Source organism: Halobacteriovorax sp. RZ-2 (genome assembly GCF_043196685.1).
In the GTDB taxonomy this organism is placed as follows: domain Bacteria; phylum Bdellovibrionota; class Bacteriovoracia; order Bacteriovoracales; family Bacteriovoracaceae; genus Halobacteriovorax_A.
The window spans coordinates 496945-522523 of record NZ_JBEBMR010000003.1 but is presented as its reverse complement, the minus strand read 5'-3'; the positions used below and the strand labels follow the sequence as shown (position 1 = coordinate 522523).

General features: G+C 37.8%; 17 protein-coding genes and 1 riboswitch. Of the genes, 6 read left to right on the top strand and 11 right to left on the bottom strand.

Translation table 11 applies throughout. From position 1 onward, the window contains the following. Positions 1–63 precede the first annotated feature (63 nt). Positions 64–972, top strand: a complete 909-nt coding sequence (locus ABMA78_RS14035; RefSeq protein WP_392860930.1) for a hypothetical protein — start codon at positions 64–66, stop codon at positions 970–972. Between the two features lie 17 nt (positions 973–989). Continuing rightward, entirely contained in the window at positions 990–1823 is an 834-nt protein-coding gene (locus tag ABMA78_RS14030) for a hypothetical protein (RefSeq protein WP_392860929.1), read from the top strand. Between the two features lie 49 nt (positions 1824–1872). Here the strand turns inward: ABMA78_RS14030 and ABMA78_RS14025 are convergent, their stop codons facing one another. After that, on the bottom strand, positions 1873–2277 hold the full coding sequence (locus ABMA78_RS14025; protein WP_392860927.1) for a hypothetical protein: 405 nt from the start codon (positions 2275–2277) through the stop codon (positions 1873–1875). Then, positions 2278–3003, bottom strand: coding sequence for a YebC/PmpR family DNA-binding transcriptional regulator (locus tag ABMA78_RS14020; RefSeq protein ID WP_021266654.1), 726 nt, complete (start codon positions 3001–3003; stop codon positions 2278–2280). 188 nt (positions 3004–3191) lie between these two features. Here ABMA78_RS14020 and ABMA78_RS14015 point away from each other — a divergent pair, with 188 nt between their 5' ends. Next, positions 3192–4007, top strand: a complete 816-nt coding sequence (locus ABMA78_RS14015; RefSeq protein ID WP_392860925.1) for a hypothetical protein — start codon at positions 3192–3194, stop codon at positions 4005–4007. Here the strand turns inward: ABMA78_RS14015 and ABMA78_RS14010 are convergent. The 9 genes from ABMA78_RS14010 to ABMA78_RS13970 all read right to left on the bottom strand — a co-directional run bounded on the left by ABMA78_RS14010 (position 4004) and on the right by ABMA78_RS13970 (position 23205). Beyond that, the gene (locus ABMA78_RS14010) at positions 4004–6052 is read right to left on the bottom strand and encodes a TonB-dependent receptor (protein ID WP_392860923.1); all 2049 of its coding nucleotides are present in this window, start codon (positions 6050–6052) and stop codon (positions 4004–4006) included. The genes ABMA78_RS14015 and ABMA78_RS14010 overlap by 4 nt on opposite strands. Beyond that, positions 6043–6155, bottom strand: a riboswitch (TPP riboswitch). It overlaps the preceding gene by 10 nt. A 73-nt stretch (positions 6156–6228) precedes the next feature. Further along, the gene (locus ABMA78_RS14005; RefSeq protein WP_392860922.1) at positions 6229–6588 is read right to left on the bottom strand and encodes a hypothetical protein; all 360 of its coding nucleotides are present in this window, start codon (positions 6586–6588) and stop codon (positions 6229–6231) included. 97 nt (positions 6589–6685) lie between these two features. Continuing rightward, entirely contained in the window at positions 6686–7612 is a 927-nt protein-coding gene (locus ABMA78_RS14000; protein WP_392860921.1) for a hypothetical protein, read from the bottom strand. After that, the gene (locus ABMA78_RS13995; protein ID WP_392860919.1) at positions 7612–8298 is read right to left on the bottom strand and encodes a hypothetical protein; all 687 of its coding nucleotides are present in this window, start codon (positions 8296–8298) and stop codon (positions 7612–7614) included. The genes ABMA78_RS14000 and ABMA78_RS13995 overlap by 1 nt, the downstream gene beginning before the upstream one ends. 18 nt (positions 8299–8316) lie before the next feature. Further along, positions 8317–9213: a hypothetical protein gene (locus tag ABMA78_RS13990; RefSeq protein ID WP_392860918.1), complete on the bottom strand. Its 897-nt coding sequence runs from the start codon at positions 9211–9213 to the stop codon at positions 8317–8319. Between the two features lie 32 nt (positions 9214–9245). Next, entirely contained in the window at positions 9246–12209 is a 2964-nt protein-coding gene (locus tag ABMA78_RS13985; RefSeq protein WP_392860916.1) for a hypothetical protein, read from the bottom strand. A 131-nt stretch (positions 12210–12340) separates the two neighbouring features. Beyond that, entirely contained in the window at positions 12341–21805 is a 9465-nt protein-coding gene (locus tag ABMA78_RS13980) for a tandem-95 repeat protein (protein ID WP_392860915.1), read from the bottom strand. A 355-nt stretch (positions 21806–22160) separates the two neighbouring features. Beyond that, positions 22161–22481, bottom strand: a complete 321-nt coding sequence (locus tag ABMA78_RS13975; RefSeq protein ID WP_392860914.1) for a hypothetical protein — start codon at positions 22479–22481, stop codon at positions 22161–22163. A 109-nt stretch (positions 22482–22590) separates the two neighbouring features. Further along, entirely contained in the window at positions 22591–23205 is a 615-nt protein-coding gene (locus tag ABMA78_RS13970; protein WP_392860913.1) for a Crp/Fnr family transcriptional regulator, read from the bottom strand. Positions 23206–23322: 117 nt separating this feature from the next. Between ABMA78_RS13970 and ABMA78_RS13965 the strand changes: the two genes are divergently transcribed. The 3 genes from ABMA78_RS13965 (at position 23323) to ABMA78_RS13955 (ending at position 25571) form a co-directional block, all read left to right on the top strand. Then, positions 23323–23730 (top strand): YeeE/YedE family protein, encoded by a 408-nt coding sequence (locus tag ABMA78_RS13965; protein WP_392860912.1) that lies wholly within the window; start codon positions 23323–23325, stop codon positions 23728–23730. Continuing rightward, positions 23730–24146 (top strand): DUF6691 family protein, encoded by a 417-nt coding sequence (locus tag ABMA78_RS13960; protein ID WP_392860911.1) that lies wholly within the window; start codon positions 23730–23732, stop codon positions 24144–24146. The genes ABMA78_RS13965 and ABMA78_RS13960 overlap by 1 nt, the downstream gene beginning before the upstream one ends. A 78-nt stretch (positions 24147–24224) precedes the next feature. After that, positions 24225–25571 carry a sensor histidine kinase gene (locus ABMA78_RS13955; protein ID WP_392860909.1) on the top strand — a complete coding sequence of 449 codons (1347 nt, stop codon included), beginning with the start codon at positions 24225–24227 and terminating at the stop codon, positions 25569–25571. The last annotated feature ends 8 nt before the right edge of the window (positions 25572–25579 follow it).

Genomic DNA, 25579 nt, shown 5'->3' with positions numbered 1-25579 from the left:
TTTTAGAAGAAATAACGATAAATATGCATGATTTATTGGCACTTTATTTGCTTAGTTAAATATATGATGAAATCTCTAAGAAACTTAACGATTATAAGTACGCTATTTCTATGCTCAAGCACAACCTCTGTTGTGGCCAACGATTTATACGGCGTTGAGGCCGGGGTGAAAACAAATCTTGGTAATTGGTATAAAGACGCAAGTCTAGATGAAGGCCCTGTTACTCTTACCTTTAGGGCCGATAGTAATGGGGAGTTAGAGCTCTCCGAATTGGACTGGATGCAGTTTGAAAAAAGATATCAAAGAGAAGAGTTTGGTGGAGTTGAGATTGCTCTAAGGGCCTTAGGGGCGAGGTATGAGAAACTTCATCAATCTATCGGTCAGCATGGGAGTATTCAATATGCTCACTTAGTTATCAGAAAAGCTTTTGTTCTCGATGATGGCGCAACAATTATTCTCTCTGGTGTTGCTAAGGCCAGTGATACATGGAGTATTCATCAGTTCAACGAAGAAGATGAGCGCAACCTAGGACGCTCTTATAAGCGAATGTATAATCAAGACTCAATTAACTTAGATATAGAAGCAACAGGGGAGATCCACTTTAAAATAGGAGATGGGCGTGCTAGGGCCTATGGCTACTATAAGCAAGGTGATGAAAGAAGCTTTAAAACAGAAGATAAGAAATTTAGTTATACCTATCAAAGAAATGAATATGGTGCCGGTATTGAGTACAGGCCAAGTGAGAAATCAAAGCATACCTTTGGATTTAAAGTTAAGCGCAATGAATTTGATGAAAATTATGGAAAGGGAAATCGCCAAGTTGATGAGACTCAATTCATGTTAACTTACCAATACCGCTTTGATATGGAGGAATTCTTCTTTGGGAAGTCGTATGAAGTTGATACGAAGAAAGGTGATCAAGAATATGATGAATATGTAGAAGAAGAATTAGATCTTCCAGAATTTTACTAATTTTAAATAGGCCATATATGAAGAAAGTATTATTATCAGTTTTATTATTTAGCTCTTATGTTTTTGGGGAAAACCTAAATATCAATCATGCTCACTTAAATGAAATTGTTGGGGATAGCGATGCTATCTTTAAGCCAATTGATATTAAAGAGCTTGAATTAGATGATGAGTCATTACTGGATGGTATTCGAAAACGATTTGTTATTTCTTATTCACAGCTCAATCGATCTGAAATGGACACCTCGTATAATGTTTCGCGAGATGGTGAATCCGTCTATGACGTTTACGATGAAGACTTTAATCACTACCTTGAAGAGAACTTAAAATTTAAAGAAGGCCATAAAGTCACAATTGAATACTTAGTTACACAAAATTTTAGTATTGAATTAGCTGATACTTATCGCCGCTATAATATGTCAGGTCGACATGTTGGCGTAACAGAAGGTGGCCTTTTAGAAGATGACCGCTATGATGTCTATGAAGCAAAGAATGTAACAATATTAAATGATATTCAGCTTGGGATGAAATATGCGATTCGTTTAGTTGATACACCTAGCTTTCGTTTTGAAATAAGCCCTGGGGCCAGTGTCGGACTTGTGCACGTCTACTCAGATACGAAGACATATTATAATGGTGAAAAATACGAAGAGAACCACTTTAATGATATTGGTGGTTACTCTTATGGTGTCTCACTTGAGGCCAAGGCCGTCTTCTGGGATAACTTCTTTCTTCAAATAGGTGTTGAGCAAAGAGATTATGTCCTCGCTCCGATGTCACATGAAAGTGGCGTTTCCCAACAAATTGATCAAAGTGGATATAATTTCTATATTGGGGCCGGAATTAGATTTTAATGACATTTTCATTGATAAAAAAAGGGATCCTATGGATCCCTTCTATATTCTACTTTCTAAGGTCACTTAAACGACATTTATATGATTTGAAAACTAATCTTGATTTTTCTTCACAAGTTACATTGTAGAAGTGAGTTCCACAAGTTTTTCTATCCGAAGAACAAGTCGCTTCATTGATATCATATAAGGCATCAAAAATATCTTGGGCCTCATTTCCTTTTACTGTTTTTACAAGAATATCACCATTTGAAAATGCACCAACTGTACACTTCGTTCTTTTGAATATGTCCGTACATAGGATTTGGTCAAGCTCGATAAGACACTTTTTTCCACTACAATCTGGTGCTACAGTTGATTCAAGAGAAAGAAATAAGTTCTTTGCAAGATCTTTTTCAACCTTGAAGTCACCAGCATTGGCCATTAGTGCGACGAGTGTTATAATTAAATACTTCATCTATTCCTCACTTTCTTCTAGATTGTGATAAACTGTTACGACATCGTCATCTTCTTCAAGTAGATCAATTAATCTTTCAAATTGCTTTAATGTGTCTTCATCATCAATTGCTTTGTGATTAAGTGGAACTCTCTCAAGCCTTGCTTCTTCAGGTGTGATTCCAATCTCTTGAAGTTTCTTTTGGATATCTCCAAATGACTCTACTGGTGCAATAATCTCAAATACACCATCTTCAAGTGTAATATCTTCTGCTCCAGCATCGATTACTTCAAGTTCAAATTCATCGTGGTCAGATACATTTTCTTCATTAACTAAGAAATTTGCTTCTCTTTTGAAAACGAACTCTAGTGATCCAGTTTGCCCAAGTGATCCTTGAACTTTATTGAAGTAACTTCTTACACTTGCTACTGTTCTTGTATTATTATCTGTTGAAGCTTCAACGAATACGGCAACGCCACCAGGGCCATAGCCTTCATAATTAATATCTGTATAACCGACACCATCTCCACCTTGACCTTTTTTGATCGCACGGTCGATATTGTCTTTTGGAACGTTAAACTTCTTACAACGATCAATCGCAACCTTTAGAAGAAAGTTTGTTTCTGGATCGCCACTTCCACTTTTAGAAGCTAAGAATACATCTTTTAGTGCTCTCGTGAATACCTGTCCACGGGCCTTGTCTGCTGCGCCTTTTTTGGCCGCAATTTTTGCTGATTTTCTTCCCATAAATCTCTCTTACGTTAAATTATTATTCTATAGTTTTAGTCAAATCATCATAATTCGTCTAGTTTTAGGCCTGTTTATTTAAGCTAAGTATCCGAAATATGTATAACTAATAGTCAGCAATGAAGTATATTCAAAATATGACACTCTGTGTTTTTTAGGTGTTAATCTGTGCTCAAAGGAAGAATATTATGGGTAAATACTTTGCATTAACACTAATCAACTTGAATCTCTTTGCTTCGTTTGGAGGCCTAGGTGGCATGGGGGGATTTGGCCCTGATATCGATCATAATCCTACATATCGCCATCGTTCTCAAAATCAAAAGCTAGAGGTTGCAAAGTGTTCCATCAGACGTGGAGACCGTAATTTCGACTTAAATAAAACAAATTACCAACTAGATGATTTGTTCGCATTAGTGTCGACGACTAGCAAGGGTAAGGATGTTATCAATAAGATCAAGCCTCTTTTAGAAACAGGTGAGCTAAAGATCAAAAATCTCTCGCAATATGAAAGGCAACGTCGAGGACTATCTCAAAGAACTTCAGCACTCTTTGATTTCACAATGGAGACTCCAACAATTTTCATTGGCCTTGAAGATGAGCTGGGCCTTGTTGCGCACTTCTTTGTTCATGAAGCAACTCATGCTCTAGACGAGCTAATTCCACAAGAATACGAAGTTGATATGATTTATTATAATACATTTAAAGACTTTCAACGATTATTTGGCCTTGATATAGAGCCAATGAAAGAGCTATCACCTTATGAGACTTCTAAAATGTATGAAATCTATGAATTAAAAGAAAGAAACCGCGCCCAACACGCATATCGTGCTGAGCGCTTCGCTTTTGATCAACAGGGCATATTCACGAATCAAGTTTTAGAAGCTAATGATTGTTACGAAGAATATATTTCGCAACATCGAGAGAGAAATAAGCTTAAACTCTATCGTCATACTCCTGATGATCATATTTTCAATGCCTATGGCATTAACAAGGACTATCTTTAAAACTCATAGCTTGCACTAATGCCATAGCTACGTGGTGCCTCTTTTTGTGTATAGAGGTCGTTTTGCCACGCTGGAGGCATATTGGCGAAATAGTAACCACGAAGTGAATATGTTTCATCAAAGATATTCTTGCACCAAATTGAGATATCTAAAGACTTATAACGATAACCAACTTTCGTATCAACTAATTGATAGGCCGTTGACTTTAAGTCGTGAGAGTTTGAAAAATAAAAATCATCAGATGCATAGAAATTGATATCCCAATACATACCGTTCTTGTACTTGTAATTTAAATTAATGTTTACTTGGTAATTTGGAGCATGAGGCATCTGTCTACCATCGAGATCTCTAGTTCCGATATTATAATCACCATACCTTGTTCCTAGAAGGCCTAGTCCAGAGCTAACACTTAGGCCATAGGTCTTAGTCAGGGCCGCTTCAATCTCTGCTCCGTAATTGAAACCACTTGCCGCATTATCTGTATAGAAAGTAAATGAGCTAGGGTCCATTGGATCATCTTGAAATGATGTTTTTACTTGTGCATTGTTTCGGTACATGAAAAAGAGAGAACTACTTAGTGAAATCCCTTTTTCTTTTAAATGATATTTTTGACCAAGTTCAAATGAGTAAAGATCCTCAGGTCTAAATTCTTTACGTGTATCCGGGACAGCCGACTGTGTATTGATTCCACCAGGCTTATACCCCTTAGATAGTTTAAAGTAGGCAAGATCTCCTAGTAGGCCTTTCTTAGATAGTGTAATATTTAGGCCATACATTAAATCTTCTGGTGAAAGTTTTGTTTCTGTTCCACTTTCTTGCACTTCAAATTCGACATTGCGATATTCGATACGGCCACCATAATTTATTTCAACTGTTTTACTTAGGTCTTTCGTTTGTTCGGCATAGATTGAGACTAGTTTAGTGTCGACTTCTCCATCGATACTTTTTCTAACCGCTGAATCTTCATATCCTATTTCTTTAAAATCTTCATTTGATGACTTTAGATAAACACCGATAGTACTGCTTTTTGATGAGAGTCGCTGATCAAGAGTAAAGTCTTCTCGCTTTCTTGGGAATTCAATATTGTAGTCGTAATCAGCATTCCAACCAGGGATTGTATTCCAGTAAGGGTTATTACCCCAGTCTTCATCATAGCTATAGTATGAGTTATTTTTAAAGTGGGTAAGAATTGTTGTGCTTGTTAAGTTTGCACTAAGATCCTTTTCGTATTTTAGGTACTGGCCAAGAGTTTCACTCTTATCCTTTCCTGGTTTGTCTGAACGAGTTGTGTGGCCATTATCTTGCACAAAGGCATCATAACCGTTTGCCTTGTCAAAGTAGTGAAGCCCAAAAGTAAGAGTTGAATCGATAAAGTCTTTAACTAGGCTTGCACGAATATTTAATTCATCTTGGCCATTTGTATCGTTGCGTTTGAGGTATTCATTGTCCATGAAGCCATCACTGTCTCTCTTAGATAGACTTAGTGTCAGCCCTGTCGAAGGATTAAGCATACCTGAGTAGCTAATGCTCTCTTCCCAAGTATTAAATGATTCATATGAAAGATATGTTTTAAACTTCGATTCCTGCGTCGGGTCTTGAGACTTTAGATGAATCATTCCCGCCATTGCACTTGGCCCAAAACGTGTGGCCTGAGGCCCTTTGTAAACTTCTAATTGCTTAATACCATTTAGATTTGTTGTTCCTGAAACACCAGTGTAGTCGATTTCATCAACCATCAGCCCTACTGAGTAGTTTGATATACCTTCGTAGGCCGATCTCTCGCCAATTCCTCTAATTTGGAAAAAGTTAGAACGTGAGCTTCCATTTGCCATATTAAGGTTAGGAACGGATTTAAATGATTCACTCAAATCAGTGGATTGTTCTTGTGAAAAGTCTTTGGCCGTCTTTAGAGATGTACTATTAGCGTCGCTATAATATTCTTTCTTTTCAAAGAGGCCGTAAATATAAATAGCATCGTCACTATTGGCCGAAGTTGTTTGTGCAAATGTTAGTTGGGAAATAAATACTAATATCAGTATTTTCATCTGAGTCTCCTTACGCCAGCATTACCTGGATCAAGTTAAAAGGTTTGACGGCCAAATCCGCTCTTCTCAGCCACATTATGGTGTAGCTCCCTTGGGTAAATTTTCGTATTAATTACATTAATATAATTAAAAGGGCAAATAAAAAGGCCAGCTTAGCTGACCTTCATATTTTAAAATTAGAATTTAACTTTGTAGTTTTTAACTTTTACAACGCCTTTTTTCATTTTCGCTGCAATGACAAGCTTAACATCTGTTGCACCCTCACATTCGTAACGAAGGTAAACATTAAATAGAGTTGCAGATGCCTTTTGCGGTTGAGCGATACATGCAGCAAGATAGTCATCTTCAACTGTTTCAACGATGGCCTTTACTTCATCACTTGCCATAAGTTCCTCAACAGTTTCTGCAAATACACGCTGAGACTCTTCAATTGCATCAAAGTCAGGCATGCTCATACCTGGAGGTAGTCCAATAGAGATACCAGCTTGTGCGTTAAGAGTTAGTAGACATACTAGAGCTAGAAGTACTTTTTTCATATATTCCTCACTTTTATTTATATTTCTAAATTGATTTACTAGATCCCATTTTGCTCAAGATTAAGCAAGTGAAGCTGTCATTGTTTGAAATAATTTCTTACTTAAATTCAGTAATGATATCAAATACTTCGACGTAGTCAGTTGATTGGATATCATCTGAAATTGATAGGTTAAAGTGAGTCTGTATTGAAAAGTTAATGGCCGAGCAATAACTCTTTGCTGTGTTATTCTTAATTTTAAGATAGGGAAGGCGTGATGTGAGGGGAAAAGGGACTTCTTCACATTCTATTGAGAATGAATCTCCACCACTTTCACTAGGTGCCACGACAATAAGTGAGTCGATAATTGAGTCACAATTTGGAAAGTAGAAAGGGGAAATACTTCGAGGGGCCAAGCTTATTAGGGCCTCATCATTTGCACCAAAGACACCTTCAAACTCCAGATTCCAGGCTTTAGGAACAGGTGAGAATAAGTCTTCTTCAGAAATTGTATAATTAAAATGTGCTTGATCTTTTAACTGGAGATAGCGTCCATCAGAGATTCCACCTGATCCATTTCCAAGTATCCATTCAAAATCATCAATATTAGTAAAAGACGGGATTCTCATCCTTATCTGTCTAAGTGTTGTCGATTTTCCTGTAAAAGTATGACGGTATGTCTGCCAATACCAACGATCTCCATCCACAGCATCATAGACAACTTGGTTTCTGATGCGTTGGAAGTGTCTAATTCCATTAGATGTGATGGCCTTAATATCAAGTTCATCGCTTGTATCTGTTTTGAAGCTTATTTCAATGGCCATACCTGCTTGTACACTAATATCTTCAATGTCGTAGTCATAGTTTGAGCTAAACCATGATGCACAAGAATAGCGGCCTTCATAAACTTGCCACGGATCGAGGACAAGTCCATTAAGGCCATTATCTGTATAACTCTCACATCCAAAAGAGCCACTCATATTACAAGTCGCGTAGATGCTAACAGCAATAAGCAGTGAGAATGTGAGAGTTATGCTTTTAATCATTAAGGTGCTTCGTTCCCATCAACACCAGTGAAAGCAACGTTGATCACTGCTGAAAAATCGCTTGATGTTGCCTCGTCACCTGCTTCAAGAGAAATAATTCCTCTTACTGTAAGTGCTGAATTATCAACTAGAGCTGAAAGAACTTTTGCGTTTGCTACACCTGGATTAGCCCCTGCTGAGTTGTAAACTTCAGACGCTACGTCAGTGATATCTTTCTTTGTGTCTACCATAATATCACCTGCTGCAAGAGTTGCACTTCCTGCACCAAGAGTTTGTTGTCCGTAAGAACCTAGACCAGCTGAAATGAAGATCATTTTTTCAAGTGCTACTGATACATCATTCGCAGATGAAGTTAGTGACTTAGAGATCTTTAGGTAGTCATTTTTGAAAAGTAGCATCTTTGATTTGATTTCAAATTTCACATACCTTACATTCGATTCACCATCTAAATTTCCAAGAGCTAGTGATGCATCTTGCGTATGTGTTCCAAAACTTGTTGATTCAAGAGTCGCATCACAGTCGTTAAAAGATACATCTTGTCCGCAGTCAACTAGTGCAATTGATACACTATTAACTTTTGGTGAGAATCCACCTGAAAGTGTGATTGATCCATTTGCTGTTGAGTCTGCTGCAAAAGTGCTGAAGCTAAGAGCTGTCGCAAGAGTTGCAAGTTTAATTAATTTCATGTCTTCTCCTTAAGTAAATTAATTAGTTTGAATCATTACTGATTTTAATCCTAATGGTATATTTTTATGATTTTGCCAATTTTCGTAGTCAATGCCATAGAGAGGAATGGCCGTAAGATTTAACACCTCAGGGAATTCCTGACCTGGGAATTGTTCTGCAAATTGCTTCTTTAGTCCTCTAATATGTGACTTTAAACTTATTTCCGAAAGAATTGTCTTTCCTCCTGGAAGTAAGTGGTTTCTAATATTTGCTTTGAAAAGATAGAGCTGGTCTTCATCCACAACCCCGCGTGATTCAAAGCCAGTCATTGGGTCTGTGTAGATCAGATTCATTGTAAAGAAAGTGTATGCATTACCTTTATTGGCAACTGCATAAGCAAGTTTCTTCTTCTTTTTATCAAATTTTAAAAATCTTAACTGTGGTGATACTTGTGTCTGTATCGTTGAATAGTAAATTTCTCCAACGATAAAAGACGTTGATCCATTTAGATAATCAATTTTGTAGCCGGCCTGAAAGCTTCCTATGTTTTGAGCTGCTGGAATATTAATTTGAAGGCCGTAGTGTCTTGTTTCTCCAGGGGCCAGGCTTTGCTCAATGGCAAAGCTTTCATTTCCTCTCTCATCAAGAAGAGACATAAAGGGTGCCAGTGAGAATTTTATATCCTGTCCAATTTTGTAAGGGAGGTAACTATAGCTTCCGTCTCTTGATTGGATAAGTTCTGTCTTAATGATTGTGAACTGACATGTCTCATCACTCACATTTTTAACAACAATTTCACGCTTCTTATCTCCACCTTCAAGGTAGTGCTTGATTGCTGGGTGAGACTTCTTGCCATTGTCGTCTTTTTGGAGGACGAGGCAAGCTGAAGTTGTAAGATTTGCACAAAGTAGAATGAGTGTTAAAAAGTATTTCATTATTATGACCTTTTATGACCTTTTATGACCTTCTAATTATTGTAAAAGAGGTTTCTAACTCTTTTGATTTGTAGTTTTTTACCGTTTTCATTTTCTAATTCAATGTCAATCGTGATCTCATTTTTTTGACTTATCAATGAGATCAGATCTTTAAGGTCAAGATTGATATCCCACAGGCCGGAATATACCTCTTGCGTTTCGATATCAACTTGATAACCATCAAGTTTTACCGAAATATTTGAGAGAATATTATATTCAGTTTCTGCCGAATCGAGAGTTAGAAGTGCGCTAAATTTAGGTGCACTAATAATGCTATTGTCAAACTCTGTAATGATTAAGTCTTGGATTGGAAGTGTATCCACATCAATTAGCTCAAAACCAAATGTCACGGTTTGCATATTGTCTCTAGGAAGATCAAGAGTAACTACCTTTTGAATATCTTTGTAAATAGAAGAGTTTGCTACTGCACTCAATTTATACTGTCCATTACGAAGACGTGAATAATTAATTGTATTTAAAGACTTACCACTAATAGGGATGATTTCATTATTTTCATCGATTAGCTGATAAGTAATATCTCCTATAAGTGTATCGAAATCTTTATCATAACGTCCATTCTTATTGATATCATTGTAAGAGAATGTATTAATAGTAGAGATTTCTTTAAGAGCAAAATCAACGTATACCGTTTGATTCTTAAGAACTTTTGTTCCTTTATAATACTCTGACGACTCAAGTGATTTGGCCGTAACTTGTCGCTCTATAAGGGAGATATGATCAATATCCGGCTTGAGCTCATTAATTAGATACTTTCCATCTTTATCTGTTGTTGCACTTCCTGTAACGCTATAAATACTTAGGCCTTCAACACCTTTTTCAAAGTCTTCACAAGTTCCATTTAAGTTGCGATCGATGCAGATGCGACCAGCAATACTTCCGGTACGTTTTCCACCAAAGGCGTCTTCAACTTTTCTTGGAGTTTTTGCTCCAAAGCGGTATTGAAAACGAATTCCGACTTGATAGTCAATATCATCGTATTGGTGGTTATCTTCTGCTCTTGTATAGATCTCAAAAGAGTAGTTACTATCTGTTCCTGTACGGATACCAGCTTCAATATAATCGAGATCAGTTTCTGTCTGAGTAACATAATCTCTTCTTTGGCCTTCATCGTGTCCAATTCTTACGTAGGCATTTCCATTGAAGTGATTATTGTCGATATTATAATCAATTCCAATATTTGTGCGCGTGCGATATGAGTCATCACCGTATGATTCATATTCAACGTGTGATCTAATCGTAAATTTCGGCGCTTTATAGCTTAAGTCAACTGAGACAAATGGCTCATTTGTATAGTCCTGAATATTGCCATCAGTATAATTCTTGCTGGCAATACCAGCTCTCATTGCCGCATATAATTGTTTGTTTTGATAAGCAAAGGTAATGAACTTTCTCTGCTCTTTCACAGTTGAGCTAGTATGATCTTGGTAGTTAACACTTGCAGAAAGGCCACCACCCATTGGAAAGCTTACTCTTACTTGATTTGAACTACGGTGTTGTCTATTTTGCTCATTTGTTGCAAAAGTATCTCGATCTAACTCGTCATTACGACTAAGCTCAATTAGCACTCCGTCAAAGTCATAAGAAAGGGAAGCGTTATTATAAATGACTTCTTGAAAGCGATCCTTTCGATAACCAGATGAAATAGCAATTGGAAGGTTGTTTCTCACCATATAACGAACGGCCGTACGGTAGTCTTGAATGACTCCACGTTGTGGATCATCTGAAATTGTAAGGGATGGTGCAAATGAAAGCTTATCATTTGGGTTAAAATTTCCACGATACCCAATTGATCCAGATGTTTCACCTGAATCCGAGTTTTGATTAATGACTACAAATGTACGCTGTCCTGGCCTTGGATCATATTGAACCATGGCCGCAGTGTTAAATTCATCATTTTCGTCAACACCCACAAGTGTTCCAACTTTTAAGTTTGGAAGAATATCTCTTGTATAAGCGACACCATCACGGGCCTCGTTACCAACATTTGTATCCACGTCAAGATCGACGTTATTCCCAGCACTAAAGCGCCAGCTGTCACCATCAAAGTGAAAAGTCCCACGTGCATCCTGTGCTTGTCCGTTAACCATATTGGCCTGCACATAGCTAGATAAAGAAACGTAATCTGATAGGGCACCATTTGAGTTTAGAACGACTGAGCTAAGGTTGGAGTCTCTTCCTTCGACACTCATATAATCATTTGTGATGGTAAGTGTTGTATCAAGGTAATTTCCTTGACGGTCTTGATTATTAGCAGAGCTCACAAATTTAACCTGAAACTTCTTTTGAAATTTTGTGATTCCACCAACTTTGGCATTAACTTCGAATGCTGCATATGTCGAAGTACTATTTTTAAAATTAACTCTAACTGGAAGAAGCTTCACCTCATTAGCTGCAATAGTAATAGGGGAGCTATTAACGCTTACACTTACTTCTGGTGTTAGGTTTCTGATTGAAAAATGATAAACCTCGCTTGCATTACCAGTATTTTTAACTTTCAAATTAAGCGTGTGGTTTTTCTTATTTGTTTCAATATTTTGATCAGCATCAAAGAAATCAAGGTCTCGCTTCTTTGCCACAACAAAGCTTATGCTATTTTCTATCTTTTCCTGAGTTTCAATATTTGTGAAAATAATTTTTAACTCATGAATTGTCCCCGCATCAACGAAGCTTGGAGTATATGTATAGAAAGTTAGGTAAGTCAGATCACCTGCAATCAGCTCGACAGTTTCAGGGCCCTCGGCGCGCCACTGTTGATTGCTTTCAATCGAAATTTTATAAGTTGTATTTGTTGGGGACTTAATCGGCAGAACCTGAATGGCAACCTCTCCAGGTTGGACACTCTTGTCTGGAAGCATACTAATATCGAGTTCACTACCAAATACTAGTAAGTTAACGAAAAACACAAATAGGGACAGGGCGATTTTTATCTTCTTCATAATGCTCACATCTTAACTTAAATAAGATGAAAATATTCATTGTTGAGCATTATTTATAACGATGTATACGCTTTGTACATGAGTAATATCAGTGTTTTAAGGAAACAATTGTTAGACTATCTAAACTTTGGTTAGAGGAAGTATTCCGCGACTCCATAAAGCCCATTTTGTTCAAATGGAAAAATGATTGAGTCATTTGTCGGGTTGTAATCGAATTGTACTCCGCGACATGAAAGTTGTGGCATGGTCCAGCTCAGGGCACCTAAATCAGTATCTGTATCAATATTGTGGCCATAGAGACGACTGCCATAACAGTAGTAAAGGTATTGAGTTCCACCGCGTCTCGTGTAGACAAAACCATCGTCAATATTTCTTGCTGTGTAGGCAATCTGCTCGACGTTTCCGTCTTTTATAGCAATAACTCTTCGTTGAGCACCACGATACATTTTGGCCGTAACATACTTAGCATCGACACTATCGTAGAAGATATTTCTGTAGTTATCCCAGTATTCATATTCACATGTGCTTCCTGAAGTAGGTGCTGTTCTAAGCTCTGTACAACCTTCGTTTACATCATTGTATCCTAGAACACCCCAGATATGCTCTTGTCTATAACTGTCAGCAGAGTCGTAGGCCTTAAGCATAAAGTCTTCGTATCTAAGATCAGTTGTATTATATTTCATTCTACTTAAGAATAACTTCCCATTTGCAAACCCAATAGGTAGTGCTCTGTTATTGGTACCGGCAACGTCAATATCACTTCCGATTTTACCATCTGATGTTGGATCATAGTAGCTTGTACCACTAGTGTTGCTGAAGACATCTTCCCACATACCTGTTGAGCGATTTAGCATGGCAAAGCGGCCGTAGTGCCATTCCACACGGTCCATGTAGATATTTCCAGTTGCGCGGTCAACAACTGTCCAGTAAGGGTTTCTTACTGGTTGTGTATTAGCAGCTGCCGATGTGGATGCTGTCGCAACGGTACCATTACCAGCTAAAATATTGATATTTCCTTCAATTGTGAATTCTTTGAGATAGTAAGATGAGGTGTCATTTACAACGACCTTACCGTTATCAAGTCTTGTGACACGGCTAATATTACTAAAGCGCGCATTAACGGCATTGACATTGTCACCGTAAGATTGGCTTTGACCAAAAATCGTAACAACTTTACCTTCTTCATCAAGAGTTCTAATTCTACCACGGTCGTTAAAATATATTTTTCCATTCTTATCGACAAAGACAGAGTAGATATCCATATTACAGGCCGTCGCTAAAGTCCCATCTGCACATTCACCAAGTGTTCCTGAACCTAGAATTCTCGTATAAGTTCCATCAAAATTATTTCGATTCATATAACTTCTTGCAACTGTTACATAAGAGTTACCATCCATTCCTGTGTAGTTATAATAATGATACCAACGATAGCTATTATCAAATGGTGTAATGGACTGACCAGTTGTTGGATCAAAATAAACTCTGGCATAAGTATAGTCAGAAGTTGACCCATACATATCACAACCTGGGAAACTCTTATGGTGGTAGGCATGGCCTGTGATCCCTTGAATTTGAGATGTTGCCTGATTGAATTTTATTCCAGTATAACCAACACGGCACTTAGAAAGATCTTGAGTTGACTGCCAACCGTCTCCCGTTCCACCTAGGTAGAAAGATTCAACCTGTCCTGTTGCTGCTCTATAGATTCTAACTTTAAAACTTCCGTCAGTATTAATACTTTCAGATCTTTCAGCATTAAACCAAAGGTCGCCATTAGGAAGTGGAGTGAAAAGAACTGCATTGGTTCTATAATCAGAACTTGATAAACTTCTCATCTGAAGATCAAGTGGGTTTGCAACTGTGTCAGCAGTACTTGAACCACCACCAATAATCGTTTCAATTGTTGGGTTTTCTAAATTTAAGTCAACTCTTCTAATTCTATTATAATCGAGAATTAAGAGACGCCCTTGGTAGTCAAGAGTGATTTTCATTGGGTAACGGAGAGTAGCACTCTCTGCTGGCCCACCATCTCCAGTTGATGTTCCTGTTTTAGCAATAAAGAGTTTCTGCTTACCATCAGCAGGATCAACTGTAATAATCCCTCTTTTATAGTCGGCAAAATAAATATTACCATCATCTGTAAAAACAAGAGTGTGAATATCTGAAGAGTCTCCAACACGTTTGTTAAAGAATAGGGCAGACCTTGCATCACCACCAAGACCAGCTTCAGTATTACCTGCAATAATCTTAATACGATCAGCATTTATTGGCGTCGAAGTTAGCTGAGTACTAATCCCAGATAGGTTCGTTACTTTTACCCTAACTTTGTAAGCTGTTGCTAGTGGTGAACCACCTGTCCATTTAAAGCAACCTTCGTTAGCTGCTAGAGAAATCCCTGGACAACCATGATTTGTATGAGGAGCAATCCCTTGAGCGCCTGCAATGGCCGTAAATGTTTGCTCGTCTTGAGTATAGTAAATATTGATGGCCGTTGCTGGAAGGCCAATTGAATCATCTACTTTCCAACGAATATATAGGTCAGTCCCTGTTGGAACAGCTGAGTCTGCTCTTGTTGGAGGAATTGAAGATGTATCATTATTTGCGGCCGCAACGTCCCAAATCGTAGGTGGAGAGGCCTTGTCATAAACAATTTGATCATAGTCTGTGTCTAGGACTTGCGTATTTGTTGAAATATTTCCAGCTTCATCTTTTACCCATGCATAGACATCATAAAGTGCCGGCTCCCAACCTAGTAAGTAAGAGTAGTCAGCCACTGTAATATTTTGTGCCGGAGTGATTCCAATAGATGTCGAGTTAACTGCAATCCAACATGCATCATCAATGGCCGGCTGAACTGTCGTATTCGATTGAAGACAAATATGTGTCAGATAAACATTCGCATTCTGTGAACTTGCCGTCAGTGAATATGGAATAAAGTTTGTTGGTGAAGGGTCTGCAAGCCCTGCTGAAATTGTGTTAACGACTGGAAGTCCTGTCTCTCGGTACCAATAACCTGAAACTGTCGACGTATTTGATGCTCCATTCGTTTGTGCGAAATTATAAGTATTATTAACGTCTGATGCTGTCGTGGCCGTTGTCCAAGACCATACACCAGAAGAACAAGTTGTTGTTGTCGTTTGTGCACCAGTAATATTAATCGTTAGGCCGTCTTCACATGTACCTGTAAACGTTGCAGTCGTACCATTATTCTTGATTGAACTTAGATCGATAGCAAGTGCAGGGAAGTTGGAGTCTCTTGTCCATGTATAAGTTAGGGCAGAAGTATTTCCCGCAGAGTCTGCTTGAGTAAATGTAAAGGCCCTTGTCGCGTCAGTTGTATAATTTCCTGAAGTCCAAGTCCAAGAAGATGCAGAACATGTAATGCTGTCTGATTCTGTACCTGAAATAGTAATAACATTTGTTCCTTCACATGTTCCTGAAATTGTGAAACTGTCTCTTAGTAGAGTTTCAGATTGGTTTTCTCCAATTTCAATTTGAATCGGAGCTGTCGCATTAAATGCCGGAGGAGTTGCATCACGCTGCCAAGAAAGTGAAAGGGCAGGAGAAGATGTATTTCCTGCTGCATCTGTTTGTACTAAGTTGTAAACAAATGTTCCGTCTGTTGTTTTTGGTGAAGGAGTCCAACTCCATGTTCCAGAAGAACAATTAAATGAAGTCGTTTCATCACCTGTTACATAAATTGTATAAGTTCCTTCACAAGTTCCTGACCATGCATTTGGAGTGTCAGCATTTGTGAAGTCAGGAGAAATCCCTGCTGTCTTTGTAAGAATAGGAGCTACTTCATCACGGATAAATGTTCTTGAAACTGATGTCGAGTTACCTGCAGCATCAACCTGATTGATTGTAACTACCTTCGATCCATCATTATCAGAGAAGTTAACAGTCTGTGAAAAAGTTCCCCCTGAACAAGCAATAGAGAATGCCGCTTGAATATCACCTGAGATATTAATATTTAACCCACTTTCACAGTTACCATTAATCGTTGTACTTGAAAGGTGATATGAGTTATTGGCAGGTGATGTATAGCTTAAGGCCGGAGCAATTGAGTCAATCTCAAACGCACTCGATTCTACTGTTGCTGAATTTCCTGCTAGATCTGTGAATGAAACTCTAAACTTAGCATTAGTCGTATTAATTGATGGCACAGTCCATGCTCTTGAGAAAGCCTGTGAACTAATTGGCCCATTTGTCGCCGCAGTCGTTCCTACTGAAGACCAGCTACTTCCATTATAGAAGTCCACTTGGAAGTTTTGAGCTGATGATGTACTTGCATCAGTTGCATTCCAGGCAAGATTGATATTATTTCCACCCTTTTGAATCGCTGGTGTTGTCAGTGATAGACTTGGGTTAATTGTATCGTAATAGACATTGATATCACTTGAAGTTGTCGAGATATTTCCATGTGGGTCTTTTGACCATGCCTTAAGTGTGTGTAGGCCCTGAGTGGCACTTGTAAGTGTATAAGTTGTTGCACTTGCTACCGTTGAACACGCTACCCATGCATCACCGGCCGCTGGCTGGCCACCTTCATTAATAATTACTGAAGTGATATCGCTACAGCTACTCACTGTCATAGTGTTAGCAGTTGAGCTTGTGTAAGTTGCCGATGTAAGCGCAATAGTAGGAGGAGCTGAAGGAGTTTTATCAGTTACTGTGATTGTTACAGTCTCAACAGAAGCTGCATCAACAGTTCCATCATTTGCGATAAAAGTGAACGTTTCTGTTCCATGGAAGTTAATATTACTTGTATAAGTACAAGTTAAATCAGTTCCATAGCTACCTGTCGTAATACAATTTGAAAGTGTCCCATTAGATGGTGCTGTGACAACCTTATAAGTTAGTGCATCACCGTCAACATCACTTGCATTACTAAGAGTAATTGCTAGGGCCGTATTATCATCAGTTGAATATGCCTGATCTGCTGCCATAACAGGAGCATCATTAATAGAGTTTACAATGATTGTAACTGTCGCAACAGTTGAGTCTGCCACACCGTCATTTACTCGGTAAGTAAATGTTGTTGTTCCATTAAAATTTGCGACAGGAGTATAAGTACAAGAACGAGATGTACCACCTGAACAACTTAAAGAACCTGTCGAAGGATCAGTAAGCTTAACATAGTATAGAGTGTCACCATCAATATCAGCACCAGAATTTAAGCTGAAATTTAGAGGTGTATCTTCATTTGTTGAAACAGTTTGAGTCGCTGCCAGAGTTGGAGCATCATTAACTGGATCAATTGTAATATTAACAGTTGAGCTTGCCGCTGAATCTAGCAGCCCATCGTTTGCAAGGTATGTGAATGAATCTGTCCCATTGAAATTTGCACCTGGCGTATAAGTACAAGTGATATCTGTCCCATATGATCCAGTTGTAATACAATCAGATAGAGTTCCATTAGTTGGTAGGCTTACGACCTTGTAACTAATTGTTTGTGCTGGTACATCCACATCTGTTGCACCATTAAGAGTGATGCTAAGTGGAGTGTCCTCATTCGTTACTTCGTTTTGATCGGCCACCATAACAGGGGCATCATTAATTGCATTTACTGTAATGCTTACTGTAACTGTATTTGAGTCCAGTGCCCCATCATTTGCTTTATAAGTGAATGAGTCACTTCCTTCAATATTCAGGTTTGGTGTATAAGTACACGCCGTAGAAGTTCCACCGGTACATGATAAAGTACCATTTGTAGGGTTTGAAACAACGATATAAGAAAGCGTATCATTTTCAATATCACTTGCTGCCGTTAGATTGAAATTATGTGCAGTATCTTCGTTAGTTGAAAATGACCAGTCTCCCGCTAGAGTAGGTGCATCGTTTACACTATTTACTGTTAGAGAAACCGTTGCATTTGTAACGGCAACACCAACACTATCAGTTGCAGTATAAGTAAATGAGTCACTTCCATAGTAGTTCGCATTTGGCGTATAAGTACATGAGATATCTGTCCCATAACTTCCCGTTGTAATACAATTAGAAAGTGTACCATTTGATGGCGCTGTGATGACCTTATAGCTTAAAGTTTGTGCCGGTAAGTCTACATCTGTCGCACCATTAAGAGTGAAGTTTACTGCAGTATCTTCATTAGTCGAATGAGCTTGATCTGCTGCCATAACAGGAACGTCATTAACTGCGTTAACAGTAATTGTTACTGTTGCAGTATTTGAGTCAAGGGCCCCGTCATTTACTTTGTAAGTAAAAGATGTCGAACCATTAAAGTTTAAGTCTGGTGTAAATGTACACGCTGTCGATGTTCCACCTGTACAGCTAAGATTTCCATTTGCAGGAGTTGAAACAATAATATAAGACAGAGTATCAGCTTCAATATCTGATCCGGCCGTTAAGTTAAAGTTTAAAGTTGTGTCTTCGTTTGTTGATACACTTTGCGTGGCCGCAAGAGTTGGAGCATCGTTAATTGGAGTGATTGTAATTGATACTGTTGAATCAGTTGCGGAATCAGTTAGCGTATCATTTGCTCTGTATGTGAACGAGTCACTTCCATTAAAGTTCGCCCCAGGTGTATAGTCACATGTAATATCTGTTGAATAAGTAGATGTATTAATACAATTAGATAGCGTACCATTTGTAGGAGCTGTAATTAACTTGTATTGGATAGTTTGTGCCGGAATATCAACGTCTGTAGCACCAGAAAGAGTGAAGCTTAACGTGTTATCTTCTGCAATTGTCTCTGCCTGATTTCCTGCCATTACAGGAGCATCATTTTCTGAAGTAATATTAACTGTAACTGTTGCTGTTGTTGAGTCTAATTGGCCATCATTTACTTTATATGTAAATGAAGTTGAACCATTATCGTTTAGATCAGGAGTATAAGTACAATCTCTTGAAGTTCCACCCGTACAAGTTAAAAATCCTTTAGTAGGGGTTGTCACAATTAAGTATGAAAGACTGTCACCCTCTGTGTCTGCTCCAGCATTTAGTGTGAAGTTCAGAACTGTATCTTCATTCGTACTAACTGTTTGAGTTAGAGCAAGAGTCGGAGCATCATTAACTGCGTTAATTGTAAGAGTCACTGTCGCAAAACTTACTGCATCAGTAACTGTGTCATTAGCAATATATGTAAATGAGTCTGATCCGTTATAGTTAGCACTTGGCGTATAAGTACAGTCTCTATCGTTAATATATGAGCCCGTTGTAATACAATTTGTAAGAGTCCCATTAGTAGGGCCAGAAACTAATTTGTATGAAATTGTTTGTGCCGGAAGGTCCACGTCAGTTGCAGTATTTAATGTAAAATTAAGAGCAGTATCTTCATCTGTTGATTCAGATTGATCAGCACCCATTACAGGAGCATCATTTACTGTGTTTACTGTGATTGTCACAGTTGCTGATGTTGAATTTAGTTCACCGTCATCAACTTGGTAAGTAAATGTATCACTTCCAAAGAAGTTTAGATTTGGCGTATAAGTACAAGCTGTTGAAGTCCCTTGAGTACATGAAAGGACACCATTAGATGTCGTTGAAAGTATAGTGTAGTTTAGAGTCGTCCCTTCGATATCACTACCAGCATTAAGATTAAAACTTAGTGGCGTATCTTCATTTGTTGACTCTGCTTGAGTAGCTGCAAGTGTAGGAGCATCGTTAACTGGAGTAATGGTTAGAGATACAGTTGCTACACTTGCAGAATCGAGAGATCCATCATTTGCTATATAACTAAAGCTGTCACTTCCATGGAAATTTGTATTTGGTGTATAGTCACATGTTAAATCATTTCCATATGTACCTGTTGTAATACAATTTGAAAGTGTACCATTATTTGTTGAACTTACGATCTTATAAGTAAGAGATGCTTGTGCATTATCCACATCCGTTGCCTGATTAAGAGTGATTGCAAGTGTATTATCTTCCGCAATCGTAAGATTTTGATCCGCTCCAATAACTGGCCTATCGTTTACATTTGAAATATTTAAAGTAACTGTCGCTTCTGTTGAGTCTAGCTCTCCATCATTTACTTTATATGTGAAAGTATCAACACCAACAAAATCAGCATTTGGCGTATATGTACAATCATTAGTTGATCCTACACAAGTCAATGTTCCGTTTGCTGGTAGTGAAGTTGTAATATAAGAAAGACTTGGAGAGTCCACATCATTACCTGTTGTCAGAAAGAAGTTGTGTACAGTGTCTTCTGTAACATTAACACTTTGAGATGCAACGAGAGTAGGTGCATCGTTAATTTGTTCTATATCAAGTGTATAGGTAAATTCGTGATGTACTAAGTCTGTGTTTACATTTGCATCGCCATCATTCTTTTTCCCAATTCTAACAATAATATCTGCACTTGCAGCGGTATCTGCTGGTGGAGTGTAAGTCCATGTACTTGCATTTGAAACAGTCACTCCATCAAGTATCCATTGGTATGCAACTGGATAAGATGAATCCCAGTGAACGGCACTTGTTTCAAAATCACTTGAAATCCCTTCTTTTAATGAAGTCGGTGTCTCAAGAGACTTTAGTTTTGGGGCAGCGTCTTTTAAGATCGCCGCTGTTTCACCATGAGTTAGCTCACTAAAGATTATACTGGCATCAGTATTATTTTCTAGCTCAGTATAAATAAGATCATAATCAATCGTTTGGTTATCAACACTTGCTTGGATTAATGCTTCAGTTTGATCCAGATAATTTGCAAGCTCTTGTGTCGGCGTGTAGTCAATATCTGTATTTGTGATCTTAGCAAGTAGAGTTGAAACAGGTGTAATATCTTGTGGCTTGAAATAACTAGTTACAACTTTTTCTAGCTCGTCGCTACATCCCGAAACCTTAACCTTGTAACGAGCTGGTGCTGTTAGGTCTAGTGCTAATTTCTTTGCATCAAATTTAAAATATGTTGAAGTATTAATCCCTTCAAATGTAATCGGGTTATCTTCAAGTACTGTCATCGTCACAAGATCAAAGAGTTCGACTTTAGGGTCTGCACATGTTGTTGCCGCATAGGCATTGCTAATAAAGAGACTCTTATTATTTGTCTGAGTAATTAGTCCTGATAGAGGAGGAATACGACCTTCAATGGCAGGTACTACAATGACAGTATTATTTGAACCAGAATTTTGTTGGCCACTTGAAGATTCATCTTCAGGATTTGTTTCATCAGCTTGTGGTGGTGTTGGAAGAGAGTAAGTAATGACTTTTTTATTTTCTTCCTTGGCCTCTACTTTCTTATCGTCTGCCTTTGCAGGTGTTCTTTCAAAAGAGTTATTTGAATAATATGGCCTAGAATAATCTGAGTCGTTTAAGAAGACTTGTGTTGAATTCTTCTTCTTTTTATTAACAGCAAGTTTTGAGACTTGAAAGTCTCCTTTCTTATTACTTGGTTCTACTACTTCATCATTATCATCTTGCGCTAGCGAAGATGGCCCTCTTTTGCTAATAGTTGATGTCGTAGAGTTTAGTCTTGCTTTAACCTTAGGCTTAACAAGTTCGTATTCGATTCCAATCTCTTTCGCCAATTCACTATAACTAGCAGTCTTCGTTGCATTACCATCTGCAAAGAAGATATAGCTAAAGCTGAATAGTGATGCCAGAGCTAGTCCGACGTAGAGTATTGGTTTTTTCAAAGTCCCTCACAAATCATTGATAGTTAGTTGTTTGTGAACAAATTTTATTCTTAAATATTTTCGACTTAATATAATATTTCTTTAGTATTAAAGCACTTAATGAACAAATCACTAAATTCAGTCACTTATATCGGCTTTTTGGAGGAATTATTTAATTTGGTGGCAATTTTTTGTGGAGGTTCAATTTTTTTACATGAGATATCAGTAGTTTATAAAGTTAATTATTTAAACTAAATACTTTTACATTTGAAAAATTAAAGGATTTCTTAAGGTTGAGATATGATATTTATTTAGTTGATTAAAAAGGCCCAACTTGAAGCTGGGCCTAGATATTTTTTAAATTTATTTGCTATGATTACTCAGCTGCAAAGTAGCCAATATAATCAATCGAGCATGTGTCTGGGTTAACTGCAACAGCTGCATTAAACCAACCAGAGTGCTCTGAACCGATTGCTGAGTAAATAAGCTTGTCTTCATTGAATTGTGCTAGCTTATTTCCTCTTTCATTTAGAAGCTCTGTTCCCTCAGTTAGATACATTAGGTATTTAACTTCTAGTGGACGATCTGCTCTAATTTTTCTTTCTAGTTGCTTATTTACAACATTGTCACAAGCGATTGCATTTGAGCTAATTGCTAAACATGAGATAAATGATAAAAGAGTCATTGCTAATTTCATAAGATGGCCTTTGTGTGGGTTAAAGTTGGCCGCATCCTATCTAAGCAACGTGATATAGACAAGCTTGAGCTGCCTTAAATGTAAAATTTGCTATGAATTTAACAAGATCTTAATAATTCTCACTCGAATATTTTAGAAGCTTTTGTTCGTCCACAATTTCGATACTTCTGCCACTCTTAGTGATTAAACCTGCAGACTCGAGTTCACTTAAGATTCTTGTGACACTCTCAAAAGTTGACACTGCAAAGTCTGCTATCTCCTTACGAGTCCAATTATGCTCTGGATGCTTAAGCTTTAAATAGACTAGGGCCTCAACGATTCTTGCCTTGGCCGACTTATCTGCCATTCCAGCAAGTCTTCTTTCAGCATTTCCAAGTTCCCTCGCTAGAATTTTCGTCATATTCTTAAGTAGGGCCGGGCTTTCAAGACAAATATTGTCACATTGCTTACGATCAATGAGCATTAACTTTGACTTTGTCAGACTAATTGAATTGGCGTGATAAGGTGTTTCTAAAAAGTATGAACGATGGCCGAAGATTTCACCTGGCCCATAGACTCTTAAAAAGCTCTCCTTACCATTTTCGCTATTGTAATAAAGGCCAATAATTCCTTCTTCTACAATATAGAGGTATTGAGGGGACTCTGACTCTCTATAAATGACTTCGCCTTTTTGATACTGACGAAAAATAGGCTGTTCAATATTATTTAAGATTTCCTTAATCATGTTTTTCCAAATTTGATGGGCATCAATGTTAATTTATAATCATTATATATAATTAATTTAAGTTTGTAAGTCCTCGAACTATGACAAAGGACTGATTTTCAATAAAAAGGTGAGTATATGACGAACTTTACATGGCCACTCGTTGGCGGGATATTAATTGGAGTATCGGCTGCTTTTCTGCTCTATTTTAATGGGCGAGTTGCGGGAATCTCAGGTATATTTTTTAATTTTCACAAAAAGAATGACGGCGGTTATTGGCGTGTCTTCTTCGTGCTAGGTCTCCTGGCCGGTGGACTTGTTGTTAAATTGGTGGACCCAAGCTTTTTCAATTATGCCCTCAACCTAACATATACTAAGGCCATTGTGGCCGGTCTATTTGTCGGTGCCGGAACACAACTTGGCTCAGGTTGTACTAGTGGACACGGTGTATGTGGACTTTCACGTTTCTCAAAACGTTCACTGGCCGCAACTCTCACTTTCATGGCCGTTGCTGTCGCTGTCGTATCTTTAATGGGGTTATTATAATGAAGAAATTAACAAGCTTAATTGCTGGAATGATATTTGGTATTGGTCTAACTCTATCAGGGATGGTTAATCCAAAGAAAGTCATCGGCTTCCTTGACGTCTTCTCTTTGCAGGGGGGATGGGATGCATCTCTAGCCTTTGTGATGGGTGGTGCCGTTGTTATTGGTGTTATTGCCACTAAGCTTATTACAAAGCGCGGTGCTCCAATCTGTGATGTACAATTTCACTTACCAACTAAGACGATTATCGATAAGAAGCTAGTCTCTGGTGCGGCCCTTTTCGGAATTGGTTGGGGGATCGCAGGAATTTGTCCTGGTCCGGCCATCGTAAACCTAATTAACCTTTCGGCCCCGATAGTGGTATTTGTTCTCGCAATGGTCGTGGGCTCTCAAATCTCTAAGAAATTAGCTTCCTAATAAAACTTTCTGAGATAATTTTTTTATGCGTCAACTAGTCTTATTGACTATGGCGCATAAAATCATTACTCTTGTCTAATGTATGAATATTTACATCAATTCTCTCTAAATTTTTGGCTGGCCTTTGGCTATGTCCTAATTGCTCTTGGAGCAGCGACATATTTAATCTCATTAGGTGTGACAAGTATTCATCTAAATCGCCTAAGTCAAAATGCACAATCCTCTCCAATTAAGACAGTTGTGATGTGTTTTTCTCAAGCAGCAGTTTGTTTAATCATTGTCTCTAATTTCTTCTTTCCTCTATATTCTGTTTATAAAGTACCTTTGACATTGGTGATGTTTATTTTCACCTACACTGCCAGGTATCATTATTGGCGAAACCTTTCAGAAGTATTCAATGAGAATAAGACTTTGAGAGTTATTTATAACGGCATTGTTGTAGGCGCTATTGGCTGTTGTCTCATTCATTTATTTTGGTTTTTAATGAAGGGGCCAGGGCCTTGTTGTCTCGGCGAAGAATATATTAAAAATCCTGCATCAAATTATATCTTAAAGGTGCAGATTCCATATTTAATGAATGATAGCTTTTCAGGTTTTGTGAAGTTTTTTACGATTTCGGTTTCTCTTGTCTATATTCGTTTTTTTCTGATCTCATTGAAGTCTCGTGACTACCTCATGATATTTGGACTTTTTATCAGTGTCTTAAATATCTTCTATACAACGAGTTATCATGCCTTTGGCTTCAAGTATTGGATTCCTCTCTACTTCGTTGTGGACTTATTGGAGTACACAAGGCTGCAGCAATTAGAGGTTTCTCATTTTGCCCAAAAGCTTAAGGAACAAAAACAGTCATATAATTCTATGATTCACGATTTGGCCAATCCACTACAGTTTACAAACTTACGCTTACAAAAGCTTAAACGTGAAAATTCCATTAAAGAGTCCAAGGAAGTTAAGGCCATTTATGAAGGGACAAGAAGCGCCATCGATATTTTAAATAATTATAAAAATCGAGGCACAAATGACTCTCTTATTTCAGATGTTGTTGAAGAAGTAATTTCAATTTTTCCCGACATTAAAATTTTCTATACTAGGCCTCATAAAGAAGTGAGGGTAAATAAAGGGATTATCAAGAACTCCTTGATTAATTTGATTAAAAACTCTCATGAAGCACTTAAGGAAGAACTTGAGTGGATAAAAATTAACATTAACAATGTTGAAGATCGACTTGTTATCAAAATTATCGACAATGGAAAGTTTGTTGACTTCAAGTCTCCTGAGTTGGCCTTCGAATTTGGCGCCTCAACTAAGGGCGATAGAAGGGGAGTAGGACTTTATTCAATAAAGAGAGATATTGAAAAATTAAATGGTAACTTAAAGTTAGATAATGAAGAATCCTTTACCTGTTTTACAATAGAGATTTAATAAGATGC

Coding starts and splice junctions, on each gene's coding strand:
- ABMA78_RS14020 (WP_021266654.1), bottom strand. CDS start 3,003: ATGGGAAGAAAATCAGCAAAAATTGCGGCCAAAAAAGGCGCAGCAGAC.
- ABMA78_RS14000 (WP_392860921.1), bottom strand. CDS start 7,612: ATGATTAAAAGCATAACTCTCACATTCTCACTGCTTATTGCTGTTAGC.
- ABMA78_RS14005 (WP_392860922.1), bottom strand. CDS start 6,588: ATGAAAAAAGTACTTCTAGCTCTAGTATGTCTACTAACTCTTAACGCA.
- ABMA78_RS14030 (WP_392860929.1), top strand. CDS start 990: ATGAAGAAAGTATTATTATCAGTTTTATTATTTAGCTCTTATGTTTTT.
- ABMA78_RS14025 (WP_392860927.1), bottom strand. CDS start 2,277: ATGAAGTATTTAATTATAACACTCGTCGCACTAATGGCCAATGCTGGT.
- ABMA78_RS14010 (WP_392860923.1), bottom strand. CDS start 6,052: ATGAAAATACTGATATTAGTATTTATTTCCCAACTAACATTTGCACAA.
- ABMA78_RS13955 (WP_392860909.1), top strand. CDS start 24,225: ATGTATGAATATTTACATCAATTCTCTCTAAATTTTTGGCTGGCCTTT.
- ABMA78_RS14035 (WP_392860930.1), top strand. CDS start 64: ATGATGAAATCTCTAAGAAACTTAACGATTATAAGTACGCTATTTCTA.
- ABMA78_RS13960 (WP_392860911.1), top strand. CDS start 23,730: ATGAAGAAATTAACAAGCTTAATTGCTGGAATGATATTTGGTATTGGT.
- ABMA78_RS14015 (WP_392860925.1), top strand. CDS start 3,192: ATGGGTAAATACTTTGCATTAACACTAATCAACTTGAATCTCTTTGCT.
- ABMA78_RS13995 (WP_392860919.1), bottom strand. CDS start 8,298: ATGAAATTAATTAAACTTGCAACTCTTGCGACAGCTCTTAGCTTCAGC.
- ABMA78_RS13985 (WP_392860916.1), bottom strand. CDS start 12,209: ATGAAGAAGATAAAAATCGCCCTGTCCCTATTTGTGTTTTTCGTTAAC.
- ABMA78_RS13970 (WP_392860913.1), bottom strand. CDS start 23,205: ATGATTAAGGAAATCTTAAATAATATTGAACAGCCTATTTTTCGTCAG.
- ABMA78_RS13965 (WP_392860912.1), top strand. CDS start 23,323: ATGACGAACTTTACATGGCCACTCGTTGGCGGGATATTAATTGGAGTA.
- ABMA78_RS13975 (WP_392860914.1), bottom strand. CDS start 22,481: ATGAAATTAGCAATGACTCTTTTATCATTTATCTCATGTTTAGCAATT.
- ABMA78_RS13990 (WP_392860918.1), bottom strand. CDS start 9,213: ATGAAATACTTTTTAACACTCATTCTACTTTGTGCAAATCTTACAACT.